This window comes from Streptomyces sp. NPDC057616 (assembly GCF_042800575.1).
Taxonomy (GTDB): Bacteria; Actinomycetota; Actinomycetes; order Streptomycetales; family Streptomycetaceae; genus Streptomyces.
In genome coordinates this window covers 188,183-207,483 of the sequence record NZ_JBHVGU010000013.1, presented here as the reverse complement: position 1 = coordinate 207,483, position 19,301 = coordinate 188,183, and the positions used below count along the sequence as shown (strand labels likewise).

Sequence of the window (19,301 nt, the reverse complement as noted above, 5' to 3'; positions counted from 1 at the left end):
GCGGTCACCTCCAGTCCCGTTCGCCGGGCGCGGGTGTGTGCGGAAGCGGCAGGACGGGTGCGTATCCGGCCGCCGCGCAGGGTCCGTACCTCAAGTGCTGGTGCACGTCGTCGGCGAAGACCCGCAGGGCCGTCGCGGCGAAGCGTGACGCGCCGTCGGGGTGCCGGCAGGCGCCCCGGCCTGCGAGCAGTCCGACGCGGGTCTCCAGCCGCTGCAGCTGCCGTGGGTCGCACCGGCCGTGCGCGAGTTCGGCGAAGTCCGCCGCTACGGCCGGCAGCCCGAGCCGGCACGGTCCGCACTGCCGTGCGCTTTGCGCCGCGAGGTAGTCGAGCACGCGGGCCGCCTCGGCGAGTCCGCAGACGTGGGCGGGCAGGGCCACGACCACACCGGCACCGGGTCCCGCACCGAGCGCCGCCAGGTCCGGCTTGGCGAAGGGCAGCCGCAGCGCCTGCTCGGCCGGCAGCCAGCTGCCGAAGAAGCCGCCCAGCAGCACGGATCCGAGGGGTTGCGAGGCACCGCCGGCGATGTCCAGCATCTCGTCGAGCGGCAGGCCCATCGGCACCTCGTACACGCCGGGGGTGTGCAGCGCACCGGAGAGGGTGACGAGGGTGGTGCCCGGGGCGTCGGGACGTCCGGCACCGCGGAACCAGCCGGGGCCGTAGCGGGCGATCAGGGCGAGGTGGGCCAGGGTCTCCACGTTGTCGATCAGGGTGGGTCGGCGTCCGACCCCCTTCTCGAAGGGGCGCGGCGGGGTGGCCTGCGGGCGGGCGTCGCCGCCGTTGAGCCGGCGCACCAGGGACGACTCCTCGCTGGAGACGTAGTGGTGGGGCAGTTCGTGCACCACGACCGGGACCCAGTCGAGGCCCAGCCGGCGGCGCTCCTCGACGGCTTCGCGCAGGGCGCGTGCCTGATCCTGCCGGGTGCGCGGCAGGCACAGGTGCGCCTCGTCCGCACCGACCGCGGCGGCGGCCAGGGCGATGCCGTCGAGCACCAGGTGCGGGGCGAGGTCCAGCAGGGTCTCGTCCTTGCTGCTGGCGGGTTCGCTCTCCATGCCGTTGGCGACGACCACGGCGGTGCCCTTGCCGGCGGCGACGGTCCGCATCTTGCGGCCGGTGGGGAAGGCGGCGCCGCCCCTGCCGGTCAGCCCGGCGTCCTCCACCGCGCGCACCAGCCGGCCGGCGGCGTCGGCCGTACGGGGAAAGGGCGGCGGACCGTAGCGGCCGAGGTGTTCCTCCACATCGGCCGGGCCGCCGGTGGCGTACCAGCCGTGCAGCAGCCTGGAGCCGAACGGGCCCACCATGCCGTCACTGCCGTCACCGACCCGCAGGTCGGTACGTCCGTCGGTCATCGCGTCAGTCATGCGGAGCCTCCCCGTCGTCTGCCGGCGTGGGCGCCGGTCGTCCGCCTACCGTGGCCACGGGCGCGGTCCCGCCCGCGCGGTGTGCCCAACCCGGCTGCAGCGGACCGGAGTTCATGAACGCGGCCAGCACCACGGGTACGGCCGCCGCGGTGACACCCGCCCACAGCCGTGCCGCGACCCGGCCGGGACCCGCGTGGTACAGACGCCACCAGAGCGCGCCCACGACGAGGGCGAGGCAGCCGGCGTACAGGGCGAGCTGCTGGGCGAGCCGGGTGTCGGTGCCGGTTCCGGCGGCGTGGAAGACCGCCACCGGCCAGGCGCCGTAGGCCAGCCAGTGCACGGCCTTCCACCGGCGCTGCCCCAGGCGCAGCCGCACGGCGCTGGTGAGGGCGATCGCGAGCAGCAGGTCGAACGCGACCGTGCCGAGCCCCACCCACAGCGGCCGGTAGGAGGAGACGAACGGCACCACCGTCGCGAGCCAGCCCAGGTGGACGAAGGTGTCCAGGAGCGCGGTGACGATGTGCAGGGCCAGGAAGACCAGGGTCAGCACCGACAGGTTGCGATGCAGCGCGCTCACCTCGAAGCGTGCGAGCCGCCGCGGCTCGTACCGGCCGCCCACGGCGATGCCGAGCGCGACGGTGGCGGTGAGCAGGACCAGGGCGACGGTGCCGCCCGCGCGGGTCGCGTACCACAGCGGGCTGGGGCCGGCGGCGGCCAGCGTGACGAGGGCGCTCACCGGGTGCCCCCTACGGTGTCCTCGGGCCAGCCGCACACCCGCTCGACGCTTCCGTCGACGCGGACCAGGCGCGCGGGCAGTCCCGCCGCGCGCAGACGGGCCGGGGCCCGTTCGCCGAGGACCACGGCCTCGGTGCTGGCGGTGTTGGCCGCCACGCAACTGGCGGCGGCGACGCTGACCGTACGCCAGACTGGGGTGGGGATGTCGCCGGTGAACGGGTCGACGATGTGGTGCAGTTGGCGTCCGCCGCGGCGCCAGGTGCGCACGGCGGTGCCGGAGGTGGCGAGTCCGCCCCCGGTGACGCTCACCGTGGGCCGGCCCTCGCTGCCGGGGGCCGCGTGGTCGTCGGCGAGGGCGATCCGCCATCCGCCGGGCGGCGCGTCGCCCGCGACGGAGAGGTCTCCGCCCAGGTTGACCAGGACACCGCAGCCGGTCGCCTCGGCCGCGCGGCGGGCGGCCCGGTCCGCGGCGAGGGCCTTGGCGGTCGCCCCGAGGTCGAGCACGATGCCCGCGGGCAGCCGCAGCCGGCGTGCGGCGCGGTCCCATTCCACCGCCCGCCAGCCCGCGGCCGGTCCGGCCACGCGGACGGGCCTCACGTCCTGCGGTCGCAGCGCGGTGAACGTGACGTCGTAGCCCAGCGCGCGTACGGCGCTGCCGACCGTGGGGTCCACGACGCCTTCGGTCACCTCGGCCGCCTGCAGGGCGACGTCCAGTGCCTCGGCGAACAGCTCGCCGACCCGGCGGACGGCGCCCGACGCGGCGTTGGCGCGCGACAGCTCCGAGTCGGGGCGGAAACGGCTGCACGCCAGGTCGATGGCGGCCAGTTCCGCGTCGAGGACCTGTCGTGCCGCGTCCAGCGCGCCCGGGTCGGTGACGAGCAGCGAGGCGGTGGTGCCGAGCGCGGGGAAGGAGACCGACGCCGGTTCCGTGGCGGCGGTCATGACGAACCCGACGTGGTGTGGGAGGGCTGCGGCGTCGGTGTGGGGCTCTTGGCGGTGGGTGCGGGCGACGCCGCATGCGTGGTCGGCGGCGCGGCGGGGGTCGTGCGCTTCGGCCCGCTCACGTGCGGTGTCGTGCGTGGGGGGTGGGAGGTTCCGGACGGGGCCGCCGCGTGAGCCGGGGGCCGCGAGGCGGTGGGCGCACTCGAGGCGGGCCCGGGCGTGGTGGGCGCGGGCGTCCCGGTCCCGGTGGTGTTCCCGGACGGCGGCGAGGACTTTCCGGGCAGCGCCTGGGCGTACCCGGTGGCGAGCGCCACGGAGCCGGCCGCCGCCGCGACGGCCACCCAGCGGGTGGTGCTTCCGACCCGGCTCAGACCGCGCTCCCGGCGCCGTACGGCACCGGACCGCGTGGGGTGGTCGGGGTGGGACATGGTTCCTCCTGGGCCTGTGGTTGTCCGCCCTCAAGCCTGCGCAGGCGGACGTCGGGAACCGGTTCAGGAATCCTTCAGAACCCGCAAAGATGCCAAGACGCGCAGGCCAGGGCACGTCTCTCGGAGGAATTCAGGTGTCGCTCGCCGCCGGACCGCCGCGCTGAGCCCGCCCGCCGCTGCGGTCGCGCCCGCGCCTCGGCTCGGGCAGGGTCAGGGCCACGGTCAGCCCGCCACCGGGCGTGTCCAGCAGTTCGGCGGTGCCGCCGTTGGCCGTGACCAGCCGGTGGACGATGGCAAGGCCCAGCCCGGTGCCGCTCGCCTCGTGGTTGCCGAATCTGCGGAACGCGCTGTCCCGCGCCGCCCGGGTCATCCCGGGACCATTGTCGACGACCCGCAGCTGTACCGTCCCGGCCTGCCGCTTGCCGGTGATCAGCACCTGGCCGCCCTCCGGAACCGCGTCGAGGGCGTTGGCGACCAGGTTGTCCAGCACCTGCTCCAGATCGCCCTTTCCGAGGAACGCCAGGAGTCCTGGCCGGCACTCGGCGACGAGCCGGACCCGGCCCGCGTCGGCGACGGGCTCCCAGGCGGCGACCCTCTCGGCCACCAGCCGGTCCACCCGCACCTGCACCGGGCGCGGCACCGCGTGCTCGGCGCGCGCCACGGCCAGCATGCCGTCCACCAGCCGGGACAGCCGGGCGATCTCCCCCTGCGCGTCGGCCAGTTCCGTGGCCGTGTCCCCCTCCGCGTCCGCGGCGAGCAGGTCGAGCCGCAGCCGGAGCGCCGCGAGCGGCGTGCGCAGCTGGTGCGAGACGTCTGCGACCACGGCGCGGTGACCGTGCACCAGGGCTTCGGTGCGCGCGGCCATCGTGTTGAACGTCGCGGCGAGTCGGCGCACCTCCTGGGGTCCCTCCGCGTCCGGTGCCCGCGCGTCCAGCGTCCCCTCCCCCAGCTGCTGTGCCGCGTCGTCCAGCACCCGCAGCGGACGGCCGACCCAGCGCGCCAGCAGCACGGACATCAGTACGGCGGTGCCCAGGGCGCCGACGGCGATCAGCGTGAGCCAGCCCCACATCGCGAGGATGCGGTCGTGCAGCGGGTCGGCGGCCCGGCTCAGGACGGCGACTCCGACGGGATCCGACGCGTCGCCGATCGGTACGGCGGTGGTCAGCCACTGGTCGTCCTGGAGCACCCGGGTGTCGGGATGGGCGAGCACCGAGGAGACGAGCCCCGCGGAATCGTCCTCGGCCACGTCGGAGCAGGACGTCGACAGCAGCTCGTGGCCGGCGCTGTCGTAGACCGTCGCGCAGTCGCCCCTCTCGTGGGCCTCCTCGACGAGGGCGCGCGCCGGCGCGTCGGACTTGCGGTCCGACAGGTGCTCCTCGGCGGCCGAGGCGATCGCCCGTGCCTTCGCGGCCGCCTCGTCGCGGAACGAAGTCTGCTCGCGCTCCGTCATGAGCAGCCCGAGCGGCACGACCGCGAGCACCAGAATCGCGGTGATGAGGGCGAGCACGCTGAGAGCGATACGGCGGGTCACCGCACCGGTCCTACCTCGCCGAGACGGAAACCCCGACCGTAGACCGTCTCGAGCAGACCGGGCACACCCAGCTTGCGGCGCAGCGCGGCCATGTGGACGTCCAGGACCTTCGTGGGCCCGTACCAGTGCGCGTCCCAGGCCCGCTCCAGGATCTCCTGGCGTGTCACGACCCGGCCGGGGTCGGCGGCGAGGCACTGGAGGATGTCGAACTCCTTGGGCGTCAGCGCGACTTCCTCCCCGCCGACGGTCACCTTGCGGGTGCGCGGGTCGACCACGAGCGGGCCGTGGGTCAGCAGTTCCGGCGCGGAGGGGCGGGTGCGGCGCAGCACGGCCCTGATCCGGGCCAGCAGCTCCGCCAGCCCGAAGGGCTTGACGAGGTAGTCGTCGGCGCCCTCGTCGAGGGCCGCGACGCGGTCGCCCTCCTCGCCGCGCGCGGTCACCACGATGATCGCCGCGTCCGACCGCCGCCGCAGCAGACGGCAGAGCTCGATGCCGTCCATGTCCGGCAGACCGAGGTCGAGCAGGACCACGTCGGGCGACGGTGCGTGGGTGAGTGCGCCCCGCGCGGTGTCGGCGCTGCTGGCCCGGTAGCCGGCCCGGTTCAGGCCGCGCAACAGCGATCCGGCGAGACCGGGGTCGTCCTCGACGACGAGCACGGTGTACGCGTCGGGATCGGCCCGAGGGCCGCTTTCCTGTTCCACGGCACCAAGCGTAGGACGGCGCGAGCGGCATCCCGGATCGGCGGAAGGGCGGCACGCGGACGGGGGGCACCGCCGCGTTCGCCCGCCTTTGCCACATCTGAACTTTTCCCCAACGTCCTTCCGACGTGCCGAAGCGCAAGCTGGGGACAGGGCGTCCGCGAGCCCCGGCGACGGCCTCGCGGCACCGACTTCATCCGAAGGAGGCCCCGGCCCATGGACGAACCCACACGCGAGCCCGACCCGGTGCGGCGGCGCGAACGCGGGCTCCTGCGGGTGGGCACCACGACCCGCAGGACCGCCACCGCCGCGACAGCCGCGGCCCTGCTGCTCGGCGCCGGCTACGCGCACGTCCTGCCCAGCGTCTCCTCACTGGCCTCCGACGCCGTCGAGCACTCGTCCCGCGGCCACGACCAGCCCCAGGCCCCGGCCAACGCACCGGGAGCCACCACGCAGCAGCCGCAGACGACGAGCGGGGCGTCCTGACGCGTGAGCCGGAGCAGTCACCCTGGCCCGGGCGGGCCGGTGAACACCCGTGGTGGGCGAGGCACCGGCGCCGGGATGGAATCACCGGACCGGTGCCGCGCCCGCCCGTGCGGGGAGTGGCTCAGCCCGAGACCTTCACCCAGTCCACGTCGAGCCCGACCGCGCTGTCGCCGGCGTTGCGCTGCAGGATGAGCGTCGCCTGCGCGGGTACGGCGTCCTTCACGGCGACCGTGGCCAACTCTCCCTTTGTGTCCGGGAATTCGACGGGCGTGGTGGATCCGCCGACGATGAGCGTCATGCGCGCGTCCTTGGTGCTGCGGTAGCGGAAGGCGACGGTGCCGCCCTCGATCACCTTGGGGACCACGACGGAGGCGCCGGTCACGTCGAACGAGGTGGCCACACCGCCCGCGGAGGCCCGGGCGTCCGCCACCGCGTGGGCGCCGTTGTAGAGCCCGCTCTGCGCCTCGGCCTCGTACTGTCCGTCGATCGAGAGACGGTCGAGGACCAGGTCACCGCCGCCGGTGCCGCGACCCGTGCGCTCCACGGCCACCCGCGCGCCGCTCGGCACGTCGACGGCGAGGATGCCGTCCGCGTACGTGCCGGTGCCGCCGGTCGCGGCGAGGTGCACGGCGTGGGACCTGCCGTTCACGGCCACGGTGACGTCGGCGGGTTCGGCGGCGGCGTAGCGCAGGGTGATCCTGCTGCCGCCGTGCACCGGCCGGAAGGTGACGGAGGAGGCACGGCCGTCGGGCAGGGTGACCGTCGATCCGCCGGCGGTCGCCACCGTGCCGTGTGCCGTGCCCGTCTCCGCCTCGTACCCGGGCAGCGGTCGCAGCCAGTCGACGGCCGTGCCCTGCCCCTTGACCTGCGTGAGCCGGACCGAGCCCTGGAACGGGACGTCGAAGGGGATGGAGACCGCGCGCCAGCTGTGCGAGGCCGGCAGGTGAACCGTCCGGGGCGCGCCACCGCAGGCCGAGATGTGGAGGGTGGCCGCCCGGTCGGAGCGGTAGCGGAGCTGGACGACGGAGGCGTCGGCCAGGTCGTAGAAGGCGAGGGCCGAGCCGGGTCCGGCGAGGGTGGCCGCCCGGCCGCCGGAGGCGGAGCGGTCGGCGAAGTCGGCGGTGGCGACGGCGGTGCCGTTGCGGTAGGAGCGGACGGTGCTCGTGTTCTCGGCCTCCATGGCGGCGGTGGCCGGGTAGTCGAGCGTCCAGTCCATCCACGCGGCGGGGTCGCCCTCCTCCTTGTAGAGGTTCTGCGCGAAGTACAGCGTGCCGCGGACGTTGAAGGGGCGCCCGCCCGAGGAGCCGTCGCGGTAGTAGGCGGTCGTCTCGGGCAGCGCCAGCCGCTTGGCGGCGAGCGACCTGACGAGGCCGGCCGTCTGGGCCGGGATCACGCCGTTGTTGTAGTCGACCGTGTGGAAGCCGTACTCGATCACCTTGGGCTGGGTGGGGTACTGACTCATCATCAGGTCCATGGCGCGCTGCAGCCGCGGCTGGTTGAGGCGCTGCGAGGTGGTGGCGTTCTCGTCCGGCGGATCGCCCGCGGGATAGCTGTAGTTGTTGAAGAAGTAGCCGTCGGCGGGATGTGCGATGCCGGCGTAGGACGGCGTCGGGTAGCTCTGGTCCCAGCCGTAGAAGACGCTCAGGTACAGGTCGGCGTCGGCGCCGAGGATGCCGCGCAGACGGGAGATGAGGTAGTCGACGTACGGGGCCTGACTCGAGGCCCAGGCAGGGTTCTTGCGCCCGTCGGAGTACTGGGACGTGACGAAGTGACCGGCCACGGTGCCGTCGTCGACCGGCATGTTGAGCGCGAAGTACGCGATGTCGCCCAGCCGGTGGGAGCGGATCAGGTAGTTGAACAAGGAGGTGTAGCCGTGCGCCGGGTCGTCGCTGCCGTAGTGGCGCAGGACGCTCTCGGCGTCGGCGTGCGAGGGGTCGCCCGTGTCGAAGTCGAAGGTCGCGGAGTCGTACCACTCGATGCGGACCACGGCCTTCTGACGGTTCGTCTCGAGCTGGTCGAAGATGGCGTCGCGGTCGGCGTCCGTCATCTGCACGAGGTTGTAGAAGCCGATGGTGTTGATGCCCTGGTCGACGCGCATGTGCGTGAAGTCGCGGGCGATCCGGTCCCGGAAGTCCGCGGTGGGATCGAAGATGTACGTCGAACCGGTGACGGGGCCGTCGGGCGCGGCGTAGAGGTCGGTGTAGTGCGCCGGGTCGTACGGCGTCAGCGACACCTCGTCGCCGACCGTCGAACTGGTCGTCGCCGTGCGATGCGTCTCGTGCGCGTCCGTGCCGGCCTGCGCGGTTCCGATGGCCGGGCCGGCGCCGATCAGCAGGGCGAGTGCCGCGGCGATGATTCCCGATCCGAGGGTTCTCACGAGCCACCTCCTCAAGGGGGCAAGCGTGGATTGAGTGGATTGGCAGGATCGCCGCCGGAGTCGCCATGGATCTAAGCGCTTAGACCGGCGGGATCGGGGGCGACTCTAAGCGCTTAGATTCGACGCTGCCAAGACTCGTGAACGAGGAAGGTGGGGTGAGTTGTGCGGGAGGGGAGGGCGCGGACGGGAGCCGGCAGGGGACCGAAGGAGGCTGCCAATCGGCCGTGCCACAGAAAGCCGCACAGCCCGGATCGCCGCCGGCCGCACAGTCGGGCCGTGGACGACCACCTGGCGCGATCGGGCCAGGCAGCAGGCCCGTTGTGTAAGGTTGAGACGCTAAATCAAAGCGCATAACTCGCGGTCCGGCGGCAGGACTAGGGGGCTCGGTGACCAAGGCGGCGACGGTCTACGACGTGGCGGAACGGGCAGGCGTGTCGATCGCCACCGTCTCGATGACCTTCCGCCGCCCGGACAAGGTGAAGGAGTCCACCCGCGACCTGGTCCACGCCGCGGCGCGCGAGCTGCAGTACGTCCCGTCGGCCAGCGCCCGCGGCCTCGCCAACGGCCGCACCCGCGCCCTCGGCCTCTTCTCCTACGACTACCTGGTCGAGGCCCGGCCCACCCGGACGGCCGGCCCGGTACTCACCCCCGGCGAACCGGTCCCCGTGGTGCGCGAGGGCCCCGACGAGATGTGCCGCGACTTCCCGCTCTACGCCGACGAGGTGCGGCGCGGCATGGAGATCGCCAGCTGGGAGCGCGGGTACGCGGTGATGATCGGCGGGCCGAGCCACGCCAATCCGGCCGCGTTCGTGACCGACGTCGCCGGCCGGGTGGACGGCTTGGCGGTCTTCCCCCAGACCCTGCCGCCCGAGTCGCTCGAGCACATCGCCGGCCGGATCCCGGTCGTCTCCGTGTCGGAGCCGCCGACGGACGACCGGCTGAGTCATGTCACCGTCGACAACCGGGGCGGCATGCGCGCGATCACCGAGCACCTGGTGCGGGACCACGGGCGCCGGGACCTGATGTTCGTCGGAGGGCTCAACCCCTCCGAGGCGCGGGCCCGTTTCGACGGGTTCCGCGACGCCTTGCGGGCCGCCCGGCTACGGGTTCCGCGCAAACCGCTGGTGCCCGGTACGCGGATCGACGCGCGCGGGCGCGCGGCGGTGGAACTGCCCGCCGATCTGGAGATGCCGGAGGCGTTCGTGTGCGCCACCGACGACGTGGCCCTCGACATCATGGACATCCTGGCGGACCGCGGCGTCGACGTACCCGGGACGGTCGCCGTCACCGGATTCGACGGCATCGCCGCCGGGCGGATCGTGCGGCCCGCGCTCACGACCGTGCAGCAGCCGATGGTGGAGATGGGCAAGGCCGTGGTGGAGATCCTCACCGCCTCGATCGAGGAGCCAGGCCGCGCCCCGGAGGTGCGGGAGTTGCCGGTCCACCTGGTACTCCGCGAAAGCTGCGGCTGCCCGCCCCGGTCCGCCCGCTGGGCGTACTGAGAGCACAGCGCCGGCACGCCGCTCCGGCGCGTGAAGTCTGGTCGGTTGCTGGCTGCGGCGGTGCCGACCAGGCAGGTCCGCGCCCTGTCGGCTCAAGGGTCACCGGCGACCATGCCGCCGTACGTGATCCCTCTGCGCCTCCAGCCGGCACCGACCCGCGGGGCCGCCGCCCAAGACCGTCCGCCCTCGTCCGTCCCAGGCCCACAGGTCAGCGCCCCCACCCCGCACACAATCCCTTGCGCTCCCTTTCGGCCAGGCTCTTGCCAGTCCCAAATCTAAGCGCTTAGCATCAGCACGCGCCTGGAAATCTAAGCGCTTAGATCGAGGCTGGTTCTCGCCCCTGCGTGAGAACGGTCCGACCGGCCGGGTACCGCACGCCGAGCGCCGCGACCCACCTGCCAAGGCCGGGTGCGATCACGTACGGGACCCATGAGGAAGAGCAAGGAAGGAGGCACGCGATGCCACGGAGCCGAGTGATGCTGGCGATCGCTGTCTGCGGAGGGCTGGCACTGGCCGGCTGCGGTCGCAGCGCCCAGGGGGAATCTCCGCAGGCCGACAACACCTTGAAGGCGGGGGCGGCCAAGGGAACCGTCACCATATGGGCCCAGGGCGCCGAGGCCGACCGGCTGCCTTCCCTGCTGAAGAAGTTCGAGGCGAAGAACCCGGACGTCACGGTGAAGGTGACGTCGATCCCGTGGGGCACCGCCCACGACAAGTACCAGTCGGCCATCGCGGCCGGCACCACCCCGGACATCGGCCAGATCGGCACCACGTGGATGGGCGAGTTCGGCAGGGCGGACGCCTTCGCCGCCGTCCCCGCCAACTTCGGGGCCACCGGCTTCTACTCCGGCTCGGTCGCCTCCACCAAGGTCGAGGGCGCGACGCTGGGCATCCCCTGGTACGTGGACACCCCGGTGCTCTACTACCGCACCGACCTCGCCCGCAAGGCCGGCATCACCTCCGCCCCGCAGAACTGGGACGACCTGAAGAAGCTCGCCAAGGCGCTGCAGAGCAAGGCCGGGGCGAAGTACGGCATCGGCCTTCCACCCAAGGACTTCCAGGCCTTCCTGCCCTTCGCCTGGTCCAACGGGGCGAAGCTGACCACGGCCGACGGCAGCCGCTGGACGCTCGACACCCCGCAGATGCGGGAGGCCGTCACCTACTTCCGCAGCTACTTCAGCGAGGGCATCGCCGACACGACACCCAGCACCGACACCGGCGCCGTCGAGTCGTCGTTCGTCAAGGGCGAGGTCCCCATGTTCATCGGCGGATCCTACGAAGTGGGCCAGCTGAACCAGGCCGGGGGCGCCGGCTTCGAGAAGAAGTACGCGACCGCGGTCGTACCCGGCCACGTGTCCCACACCTCCTTCGTCGGCGGCGGCGACCTGACCGTCTTCAAGAAGGCCAAGAACCCCACCGCCGCGTGGAAGGTGCTGCAGTTCCTGTCCCAGCCCGTCACCCAGGCCGAGTGGTACCGGATGACCGGCGACCTGCCCTCGGTGCAGAGCGCCTGGAAGGACCCCTCTCTCGCCGGCGACGCCAAGCTGGCCGTGTTCGGCCGCCAGCTCAAGGACGTGACCTCCCCGCCCAACACCCCCCAGTGGGCACAGGTGCAGGCGGCGGGCGACGCCCAGATGGAACGCGTCACCACGGCCGGGCTGTCCCCCGCGAAGGCCATGAAGACCCTTCAGTCCGACGCCGCCGCGATCGAGTCCGGGAGCTGACAGCATGGCGCAGCTGTCCTTCACCACTCCCGGGAGGGGGCCGGCCCGTCCGGAACGTCCCCCTCGCTCGGCGCCTCCGGCCCGCCCGTACCGCCGCACCAGCCCGTTCAGGCGCCGGCAGGCGATCGTCGCCTGGATGTTCGCGCTGCCCTTCGTCGCGGTGTTCGGCGTCTTCATGCTGCTGCCGCTGGTGTCGTCGTTCCTGATGTCGTTCACCGACTTCCGCAGCAGCGACATGCAGACGCCCACCCAGGTGGACTTCGTCGCCTTCGGCCAGTACGTCCACCTCTTCGAGGACCCCGCGTTCCGCCGGGCCCTGCTCAACACCGGCTATTTCGTGCTTCTCGGGATCCCGCTGACGATGGTCGTCGCGCTCGCCCTGGCCGTCGCCCTCAACAACGGCATCACCCGGCTGCGTACCGTCTTCCGGCTCGGCTTCTACACCCCCGTGGTGACCAGCATCGTGGCCGTCGCGGTCGTCTGGCGCTACGTGCTGCAGTCCGACGGCCTGGTCAACACCCTGCTCGGTCACCTCGGCATCCACGGGCCCGACTGGCTGCACAGCACCACCTGGGCCATGCCGTCGCTGATCCTGATGGCCGCCTGGCGCAACATGGGCACCTTGATGATCATCTTCCTCGCGGGTCTGCAGAACGTGCCGCACGAACTCCACGAGGCCGCCGCCATCGACGGTGCCGGACCCATGCGCCGCTTCGTCTCCGTGACCCTGCCGCTCCTGCGCCCGACCCTGCTGCTCGGCGCGGTCATGCTCTCGGTGGGCTACCTGCAGTTCTTCGAGGAGCCGTTCGTGATGACGCAGGGCGGTCCGCTCAACTCGACGCTGTCCGCGACGTATTACACGTTCAAGCAGTTCGGCTTCGGCAACTACGGCCAGGCGTCCGCCGCGAGCTACGTCCTGTTCGTCGCCGTGGCGCTGCTGAGCCTCCTCCAGTTCCGCTCGCTGCGCGCGAAGGACTGAGCCGATGACCACGACACTCGGCCGTCCGCCCGTGCGGCGGCCCGGATCCCGCCCGCGCCGCCCGGGAGCGGGCCGTGAGCGGACGCACCGCCCGACGGTCTCCCGCGGTCAGTGGCTGACGTACGCGGTGCTCGTCGTCGGGGTGTGCCTGACGCTGATGCCGTTCGTGTGGATGGTCCTGGGGTCGTTCAAGTCCCAGGGCGAGATCCTGCGCAACCCCGACGGATGGCTGCCGGACGCCCCCACGCTGGGCAACTACCGGTTCTGGTTCAGCGGGCTGCACATCGGCACGTACTTCGAGAACAGCGTCCTGGTCGCCCTCGTGACGGTCGCCGGGAACCTGGTCTTCTGCTCGATGGTCGGCTACGCGCTCGCCAAGCTCGAATTCCCGGGCAAGCGGCCGCTGTTCCTCCTGGTGATGACCATGCTGATGGTGCCGGGCACGGTGACGTTCGTGCCGCTGTTCGTCCTCGTCGGCCGGCTCCACATGATCGACACGTATCCGGGGCTCATCCTGCCGTACCTCGCGTCCCCGCTCGGGGTGTTCCTGATGCGGCAGTTCATCCGCTCGGTGCCCGACTCGCTGATCGAGGCCGCGCGCATCGACGGCGCCGGCGAGCTGCGGATCTTCGCCAGGGTCGTACTGCCGCTGTGCGGGCCGCCGTTGGCGACGCTCGGCATCCTGACCTTCCTGAGTTCCTGGAACAACTTCCTCTGGCCGCTCGTGGTGGCCCAGAGCCAGGACAAGTACACCCTGCCGGTCGCGCTGTCGCTGTACTCCACGGGCCAGCAGGCCACCGACTACGGCCTGCTGCTGGCCGGTTCGGTGATGGTGATCACGCCGATCGTGCTCGTCTTCGTCCTGCTGCAGCGCTGGTTCGTGCAGGGCATCGCCGCGACCGGCATCAAGTAGCGCGCGGGCAGCAACCTCGCTGCCCCGCCGCTCCGTTGACTCCCCCGCCCGCCCCACCCTTCGCCTCTACGAACGAACAGGACGCACGACGATGCATCGTCCCGAGTCACTCGCCTTCCCGCCCGGCTTCCTCTGGGGGGCCGCCACCGCGGGTCACCAGACGGAGGGCAACAACGTCAACAGCGACTACTGGCAGCGCGAGTACGCTGCCGGCACCACCGTTCCCGAGCCCAGCGGCGACGCCTGCGACAGCTACCACCGCTACCGCGAGGACATCGCGCTGCTGGCCGACACCGGCCTGGACACCTACCGCTTCAGCCTGGAATGGAGCCGTATCGAGCCCGAGCCGGGGGTCTTCTCGCGCGCCGAGATGGACCACTACCGCCGGATGGTCGACGCCTGCCACGAGGCGGGCCTGACGCCCATGGTCACCCTCAACCACTTCACCGTGCCCCGCTGGATGCACGCGGACGGATGGTGGCGCGCCCCGCGGGCGGCCGAGCTGTTCGCCCGGTTCACCGAGGCGGTGCTGCCGGTGGTGCGCGAGGGGGTGCCCTGGGTGTGCACCATCAACGAGCCCAACATCATCGCCTGCGGAGCCGGCGCGGAGGAGGGCGGCGCCAACCTCGTCGCTCACGGTCTGGCCCGGCCCAGCCGGCGGGTCTCCGAGGAACTCGTGCGCGCCCATCAGCTCTCGCGCGAGGTCCTCACGGCCGAGGGCATCAAGTCCGGCTGGTCGGTCGCCACTCAGGCGATCCACGCCGAACCCGGCTGCGAGGAGGAAGCCCGCGCGTACAGCTATCCGCTGGAGGAGTTCTTCCTCGAAGCCGCACGGGGCGACGACTTCGTCGGCGTACAGGCCTACACCCGTACGTTCGTCGGACGCGAGGGCGCGCTGCCGCCGCGCGAGGACGTGGAGAAGACGCTGACCGGGTGGGAGTACTTCCCCGCCGCGTTGGGCTTCGGGGTGCGCAACGCCTGGGAGGTCACCGGGCACGTGCCGGTCATCGTCACCGAGAACGGCATCGCCACGGCCGACGACGACCGCCGAGTCGACTACACGGCGGAGGCCCTCGCCCACCTCCACCAGGCCATCGCCGACGGCGTCACCGTGCACGGCTATCTGCACTGGAGCGCCCTGGACAACTACGAGTGGGGCCGGTACGCGCCCACCTTCGGGCTGATCGCGGTGGACCGGAGCACCTTCGCCCGCACGGTCAAGCCCAGCGCCTACTGGCTCGGCCAGGTGGCCCGCGCCAACGCCCTGCCCGCCCCCTCCTCCCCCGTTCTGACGGAAGGAGCGGCATGACCACGGCACGGGAGGACCTCGACCCGCACCTCGCGCGGCAGGACGGCGTCGTCTTCCGCGACCTGGCCGGCACCGGACGCCTGGAGGTCTACGAGGACCCGCGCGAGAGCGTCGACCGGCGGGTGGAGGACCTGCTGGCCCGGATGACCCTCGCGGAGAAGGCCGGGCTGATGTTCCACACGATGATGCAGTCCACCACGTCGGGGCTGCACGAGCCGGCCCCCGACTGTGACGACATCCCGTACGACGTCCTGTCCACCTCGACCTTGGTGACCACCAAGCACATCAACCATTTCAACGCCGCTCCGCGCATCGCCCCCCGCGCCTACGCGCAATGGCACAACCGGCTGCAGCGGCTGGCCGCCGAGACCCGCCTCGGCATCCCCGTGACGCTGTCCAGCGACCCGGTCCACGGCTTCACCGACAACCCGGCCACCGCGATCACCACCACCACGTTCTCCCGCTGGCCCGAGCCGCTGGGCCTGGCGGCGTGCGCGGACCCGGACCTCGTGGCCGAGTTCGCCGACGTCGTACGGCAGGAGTACCTCGCCGTCGGCATCAGGATGGCCCTGCATCCGCAGGCCGACCTCGCCACCGAGCCGCGCTGGTCCCGCGGGGTCGGCACCTTCGGAGCGGACCCCGCGCTCGCCGCCGACCTGGTCGCCGCGTACATCCGCGGCATGCAGGGCACGCGGCTCGGCCCCGACAGCGTGGCCTGCATGACCAAGCACTTCCCGGGAGCGGGACCCCAACTACGCGGCGACGACGCGCACTTCCCGTACGGCAGGGAGCAGGTCTATCCGGGAGGCAACGCCGAGCAGCACCTGGTGCCCTTCGAGGCCGCCTTCGCCGCCGGGACCGCGGCCGTCATGCCGTACTACGCGATCCCGGTCGGCCTGGGAGTGGAGGAGGTGGGATTCGGCTTCAACCGCGAGATCGTGACCGGCTGGCTGCGCGAGCGCTACGGCTACGACGGCGTGGTCTGCTCGGACTGGGGCCTGGTCACCGACGTGCGCGTGGGCGGAACCCGCTGGCCGGCCCGCTGCTGGGGCACGGAGGAACTGAGCCGTATCGACCGGGTGCACCGGATCCTCGCCGCCGGCGTGGACCAACTGGGCGGCGAGTTCTGCCCGGAACTCGTCGTGGAACTGGTCGAGTCCGGCCGGGTGGAGGAAAAGCGCGTCGACGCCTCGGCCCGGCGCATCCTGCGCCAGAAGTTCCAGCTCGGCCTGTTCGACCAACCCTACGTCGACCCGGACGAGGCCGAACGCACCGTCGGACGGCGGGACTTCGCCGCCGCGGGCGTCCGCGCCCAGCAGCGTGCGGCCGTGCTGCTGACCAACGGAGCCCCCGCCCGGCCGGTGCTCCCGCTGCCCCGCGGCACACGGCTGCACCTGACCGGCATCGACCCGTCGGCCGCGGCACCCTACGCAGAGGTCGTCGCCGAACGGGCCGAGGCAGACGTCGCGTTGGTCAGGCTCCCGGCACCGTACGAGAAACGCCACACCGGCATCGACTACGAAGGGGCCTTCCACCAGGGCCGGTTGGACCTCCCGCCCGAGCACGGAGCACGTCTCGTCGGCGAACTGGACGAGGTGCCGACCGTGGTGGCGGTCCACCTCGACCGTCCGGCCGTGATCCCGGAGATCACGGCGGCCGCGGCGGCCGCGGTCGCGGAGTTCGGCATCACGGACGAGGCCCTGCTGGCGCTGCTGTTCGGCGACGCCTCGCCCCGCGGGCGCCTCCCGGTGGAAATGCCCTCCTCCATGCGCTCGGTGGAGGCATCCCGCGAGGACGTGCCGAACGACACGGGTGACCCGCTCTTCCCGGCAGGCCACGGCCTGCCGTACGACACCCCGGGCGGCTGACCGCACCGCGGGGCACACCGAACGGCCCACGCGCCTCCCACCTCCCTGAGGCGCGTGGGCCCACATCAGCTGCATCCTGCGACCGACCACAAGGCGAATCAGACAAGGGATCCCATCACCAGGAGAGATCATGTCCGACACCCCGCCTGCCAGGCTGCACGCCTACCTCAGCTACGACTCCGCCCCGGCGGCCCTTGAGTGGCTGAGTGCGATCGGTTTCGAGGTCATCGCACGTCAGGACGGTACTGACGGTCGTGTCGCCCACGCGGAAGTACGCATGGGAGAGATCGTGCTGATGCTCGCCAGCTCCGACGACGAGTACACCGTCCCACCGCTACGCGGCGTCAGCAGCGGCTGCGGTCTGTATCTGCGGCTGGCCACGGCGGCCGACGTCGACGGTTGGTACCACCGCGCCGTGGACGCCGGCGCACGCGAGGTCATCCCGCCCGAGGACACCCCCTGGGGCAGCCGCCGCGCCCGCGTCCTGGACCCGGAGGGCCATGAATGGAGTGCCGGCACCTACCAGCCCGGACAGGCCCGGTAGCCAGCACGGACCCGGACCGCCGGAGGTGACATCGTGACCGAGTGGGTGGTACGGCCCGACGGCGGCCGTCCGGAGGGCCGCGCCTGCAGCCATGTCGACGACGTAGGGCCCACGCCCCCGCCCCAGAGCGACGTATGCCTGCAGTGCGCCGCCCGCGGACGTGATGAGAGGCGCCTGCGGATCTGCCTGACCTGCGGGCACGTCGGATGCAGTGACAGCGCCCCGGGCGCCCACGCGACCGCGCACTTCGAGTCGAGCGGGCACCCCCTCGTGCGTTCCGCAGAACCAGGCCGGCAGTGGGCCTGGTGCTACGTCGACGAGGTGTTCCTCCAGCCCGCTCCGACTACTCGTCGATGACCGAACCGAAGTGGGCGCCGTGAGCAGGCGCGCCGAGCGCGGCGGCGCCGTACGACCAGGAGCCGTCCGTGCGCAGGCCGTCGCTGCCGGCGGGCAGCAGCCAGATCGCGCCGTCGCCCCCGTTCTCGTCGGGCGCCGCCGCCACCAGTTCGGCGCGGCCGTCGCCGTCGGTGTCCACGAGCCGTACCTGGGCGCCCCACCTGTCGTCCTCCTCGGCCGTGCCGGGGATGCCGGGCGTGTTCTGGTCGACGTGCTGGGCGTTCGTTCCGGTCAGGCCGTCGCGCGAGCCGCGCAGCAGCCACACCGCGCCCGCGCGAGGCGCACCGTCCGCGTCCTCGCCGGGCGCGCCGACGGCCATGTCCGCGTACCCGTCGCCGTCGACGTCGGCGACGGACAGGTCGTTGCCCCAGGCGTCGCCCTGCTCCCCCGCGCCGGGCACACCCGGAGAGTTCTGCGACCACCACTGCGGTGCGCTGCCCGGGCCCTGGGTACCGGCGGGACCGTCCTGGCCGCCGTAGTACACACCGACCAGGCCGCCGGGGGCGTCCGCGTCGCCGGCCGCCTCGTCCACGGCGCTGAGCTGCCCCACGACGAGGTCGTCGTAGCCGTCGCCGTTGATGTCCCCGGAAGCCGTGCCCAGCCCGCCGTGGAGATCCCGCCCGTAGCGCAGGCCCTCGGCGCTGCCGGCGTAGTACGCGGACCAGCCCTTGGCGTAGTCGTCGTCGGGGCTGTAGCCGGAGACGACGAGGTCGGCGAAGCCGTCACGGTTGTAGTCACCGGTGGTCAGGTAGGCGGCCTGGAGCGTGTGACCGGTGGAGTGCGGCGTGCCGACCTGCCGCAGGACGCCTGCGTGGTAGGTGAACACCTGGAGGCCCACCTTCTGGTCCAGGACGACGAGTTGATCGGAGTCGACGTCCCCCGTGAAGCGGGCGGCGGCCACCGTGTGCCCGAACCGGGCGCCGGCGGCGGGCTGGGCGGCGACGACGCTCGAGGTGCGCTCCGCGCCGAGCCCGTCCTTCGATCCGTACAGCACGGTCACCCGGCCCGCGTCCTCGACCGTGCCCTCGTCCTCACCGGGCGCGCCGACGACCGCGTCGTCGTAGCCGTCGCCGTCGAGGTCGCCGGTGGCGACCGCCTGCCCGAAGTGGTCCCCGAACTCCGAGGTGCCGGGTACGCCCTTGGTGGACTGGCTGATGACCTGGACGTGCCCCTTCGGTACGGTGGTGTTGGTGGCGATGCCGTTGGGTGCGCCGTACTGGACGGTGACGTAGCCGGCTCCCTCCTTGCCGTCGACGGTGCCCTCCGGTGCGCCGGTCAGCAGGTCGGTGTAGCCGTCGCCGTTGAAGTCGCTGTTGCGGTCGGCGGCGGAGGTGGCGCCGGGGACACCCGCGTACGCGGACGGAGCGGCCAGGATGCCGGCTCCCGCCAGCAGCAGGAAGGAAGCCGCCGCGGCAGCGGCGGTGCCTGCGGTACGACGGGTGTTGCGTCCGGTCGAGCCCATGTCTGTTCCCCCGTGGGTAGTTGATGGCCTGGCAGGCACCTGGTCCT

17 protein-coding genes are annotated in these 19,301 nt (G+C 72.5%); 9 read left to right on the top strand and 8 right to left on the bottom strand.

The window, feature by feature from the left end; translation table 11 throughout:
- Positions 1 to 4: 4 nt before the first annotated feature.
- From ACFU97_RS18675 to ACFU97_RS18650, 6 genes are all read right to left on the bottom strand, one after another.
- Positions 5 to 1,360, bottom strand: a complete 1,356-nt coding sequence (locus ACFU97_RS18675; protein ID WP_384257489.1) for an NADH-ubiquinone oxidoreductase-F iron-sulfur binding region domain-containing protein — start codon at positions 1,358 to 1,360, stop codon at positions 5 to 7.
- Positions 1,353 to 2,096 carry a ferric reductase-like transmembrane domain-containing protein gene (locus tag ACFU97_RS18670; protein ID WP_384257486.1) on the bottom strand — a complete coding sequence of 248 codons (744 nt, stop codon included), beginning with the start codon at positions 2,094 to 2,096 and terminating at the stop codon, positions 1,353 to 1,355. The genes ACFU97_RS18675 and ACFU97_RS18670 overlap by 8 nt, the downstream gene beginning before the upstream one ends.
- Positions 2,093 to 3,037: an FAD:protein FMN transferase gene (locus ACFU97_RS18665; protein ID WP_384257483.1), complete on the bottom strand. Its 945-nt coding sequence runs from the start codon at positions 3,035 to 3,037 to the stop codon at positions 2,093 to 2,095. The genes ACFU97_RS18670 and ACFU97_RS18665 overlap by 4 nt, the downstream gene beginning before the upstream one ends.
- A complete protein-coding gene (locus tag ACFU97_RS18660; protein ID WP_384257480.1) occupies positions 3,034 to 3,465 on the bottom strand; it encodes a hypothetical protein in 432 nt (143 codons plus the stop codon). The genes ACFU97_RS18665 and ACFU97_RS18660 overlap by 4 nt, the downstream gene beginning before the upstream one ends.
- A gap of 130 nt (positions 3,466 to 3,595) precedes the next feature.
- Positions 3,596 to 4,996 (bottom strand): sensor histidine kinase, encoded by a 1,401-nt coding sequence (locus ACFU97_RS18655; RefSeq protein WP_384257477.1) that lies wholly within the window; start codon positions 4,994 to 4,996, stop codon positions 3,596 to 3,598.
- Entirely contained in the window at positions 4,993 to 5,697 is a 705-nt protein-coding gene (locus ACFU97_RS18650) for a response regulator transcription factor (protein WP_384257474.1), read from the bottom strand. The genes ACFU97_RS18655 and ACFU97_RS18650 overlap by 4 nt, the downstream gene beginning before the upstream one ends.
- A gap of 213 nt (positions 5,698 to 5,910) precedes the next feature.
- Between ACFU97_RS18650 and ACFU97_RS18645 the strand changes: the two genes are divergently transcribed.
- Positions 5,911 to 6,180, top strand: a complete 270-nt coding sequence (locus ACFU97_RS18645; RefSeq protein ID WP_384257471.1) for a hypothetical protein — start codon at positions 5,911 to 5,913, stop codon at positions 6,178 to 6,180.
- A gap of 121 nt (positions 6,181 to 6,301) precedes the next feature.
- On the opposite strand, the gene ACFU97_RS18640 is transcribed toward ACFU97_RS18645, so the two are convergent.
- Entirely contained in the window at positions 6,302 to 8,557 is a 2,256-nt protein-coding gene (locus tag ACFU97_RS18640; protein ID WP_384257468.1) for a hypothetical protein, read from the bottom strand.
- A 386-nt stretch (positions 8,558 to 8,943) separates the two neighbouring features.
- Here ACFU97_RS18640 and ACFU97_RS18635 point away from each other — a divergent pair, with 386 nt between their 5' ends.
- From ACFU97_RS18635 to ACFU97_RS18600, 8 genes are all read left to right on the top strand, one after another.
- Entirely contained in the window at positions 8,944 to 10,059 is a 1,116-nt protein-coding gene (locus ACFU97_RS18635; RefSeq protein ID WP_384257465.1) for a LacI family DNA-binding transcriptional regulator, read from the top strand.
- 458 nt (positions 10,060 to 10,517) lie between these two features.
- Entirely contained in the window at positions 10,518 to 11,783 is a 1,266-nt protein-coding gene (locus ACFU97_RS18630; protein ID WP_384257462.1) for a sugar ABC transporter substrate-binding protein, read from the top strand.
- Positions 11,784 to 11,787: 4 nt separating this feature from the next.
- Entirely contained in the window at positions 11,788 to 12,762 is a 975-nt protein-coding gene (locus tag ACFU97_RS18625; protein ID WP_384257459.1) for a carbohydrate ABC transporter permease, read from the top strand.
- 4 nt (positions 12,763 to 12,766) lie between these two features.
- Complete coding sequence (locus ACFU97_RS18620; protein ID WP_384257456.1) at positions 12,767 to 13,675, top strand: carbohydrate ABC transporter permease; 909 nt, start codon at positions 12,767 to 12,769, stop codon at positions 13,673 to 13,675.
- 91 nt (positions 13,676 to 13,766) lie between these two features.
- Positions 13,767 to 14,984, top strand: a complete 1,218-nt coding sequence (locus ACFU97_RS18615; protein ID WP_384257453.1) for a glycoside hydrolase family 1 protein — start codon at positions 13,767 to 13,769, stop codon at positions 14,982 to 14,984.
- Entirely contained in the window at positions 14,981 to 16,852 is a 1,872-nt protein-coding gene (locus ACFU97_RS18610; RefSeq protein ID WP_384257451.1) for a glycoside hydrolase family 3 protein, read from the top strand. The genes ACFU97_RS18615 and ACFU97_RS18610 overlap by 4 nt, the downstream gene beginning before the upstream one ends.
- Before the next feature lie 130 nt (positions 16,853 to 16,982).
- Positions 16,983 to 17,396, top strand: a complete 414-nt coding sequence (locus ACFU97_RS18605) for a VOC family protein (protein WP_384257448.1) — start codon at positions 16,983 to 16,985, stop codon at positions 17,394 to 17,396.
- A 33-nt stretch (positions 17,397 to 17,429) separates the two neighbouring features.
- Positions 17,430 to 17,753: a UBP-type zinc finger domain-containing protein gene (locus ACFU97_RS18600; RefSeq protein WP_384257446.1), complete on the top strand. Its 324-nt coding sequence runs from the start codon at positions 17,430 to 17,432 to the stop codon at positions 17,751 to 17,753.
- Here ACFU97_RS18600 and ACFU97_RS18595 read toward each other — a convergent pair.
- The gene (locus ACFU97_RS18595) at positions 17,740 to 19,254 is read right to left on the bottom strand and encodes an FG-GAP repeat protein (protein ID WP_384257444.1); all 1,515 of its coding nucleotides are present in this window, start codon (positions 19,252 to 19,254) and stop codon (positions 17,740 to 17,742) included. The two genes, ACFU97_RS18600 and ACFU97_RS18595, sit on opposite strands and share 14 nt — an antisense overlap.
- Between the last annotated feature and the right edge of the window lie 47 nt (positions 19,255 to 19,301).

Coding starts and splice junctions, on each gene's coding strand:
- ACFU97_RS18615 (WP_384257453.1), top strand. CDS start 13,767: ATGCATCGTCCCGAGTCACTCGCCTTCCCGCCCGGCTTCCTCTGGGGG.
- ACFU97_RS18675 (WP_384257489.1), bottom strand. CDS start 1,360: ATGACTGACGCGATGACCGACGGACGTACCGACCTGCGGGTCGGTGAC.
- ACFU97_RS18625 (WP_384257459.1), top strand. CDS start 11,788: ATGGCGCAGCTGTCCTTCACCACTCCCGGGAGGGGGCCGGCCCGTCCG.
- ACFU97_RS18660 (WP_384257480.1), bottom strand. CDS start 3,465: ATGTCCCACCCCGACCACCCCACGCGGTCCGGTGCCGTACGGCGCCGG.
- ACFU97_RS18665 (WP_384257483.1), bottom strand. CDS start 3,037: ATGACCGCCGCCACGGAACCGGCGTCGGTCTCCTTCCCCGCGCTCGGC.
- ACFU97_RS18605 (WP_384257448.1), top strand. CDS start 16,983: ATGTCCGACACCCCGCCTGCCAGGCTGCACGCCTACCTCAGCTACGAC.
- ACFU97_RS18620 (WP_384257456.1), top strand. CDS start 12,767: ATGACCACGACACTCGGCCGTCCGCCCGTGCGGCGGCCCGGATCCCGC.
- ACFU97_RS18645 (WP_384257471.1), top strand. CDS start 5,911: ATGGACGAACCCACACGCGAGCCCGACCCGGTGCGGCGGCGCGAACGC.
- ACFU97_RS18630 (WP_384257462.1), top strand. CDS start 10,518: ATGCCACGGAGCCGAGTGATGCTGGCGATCGCTGTCTGCGGAGGGCTG.
- ACFU97_RS18610 (WP_384257451.1), top strand. CDS start 14,981: ATGACCACGGCACGGGAGGACCTCGACCCGCACCTCGCGCGGCAGGAC.
- ACFU97_RS18595 (WP_384257444.1), bottom strand. CDS start 19,254: ATGGGCTCGACCGGACGCAACACCCGTCGTACCGCAGGCACCGCCGCT.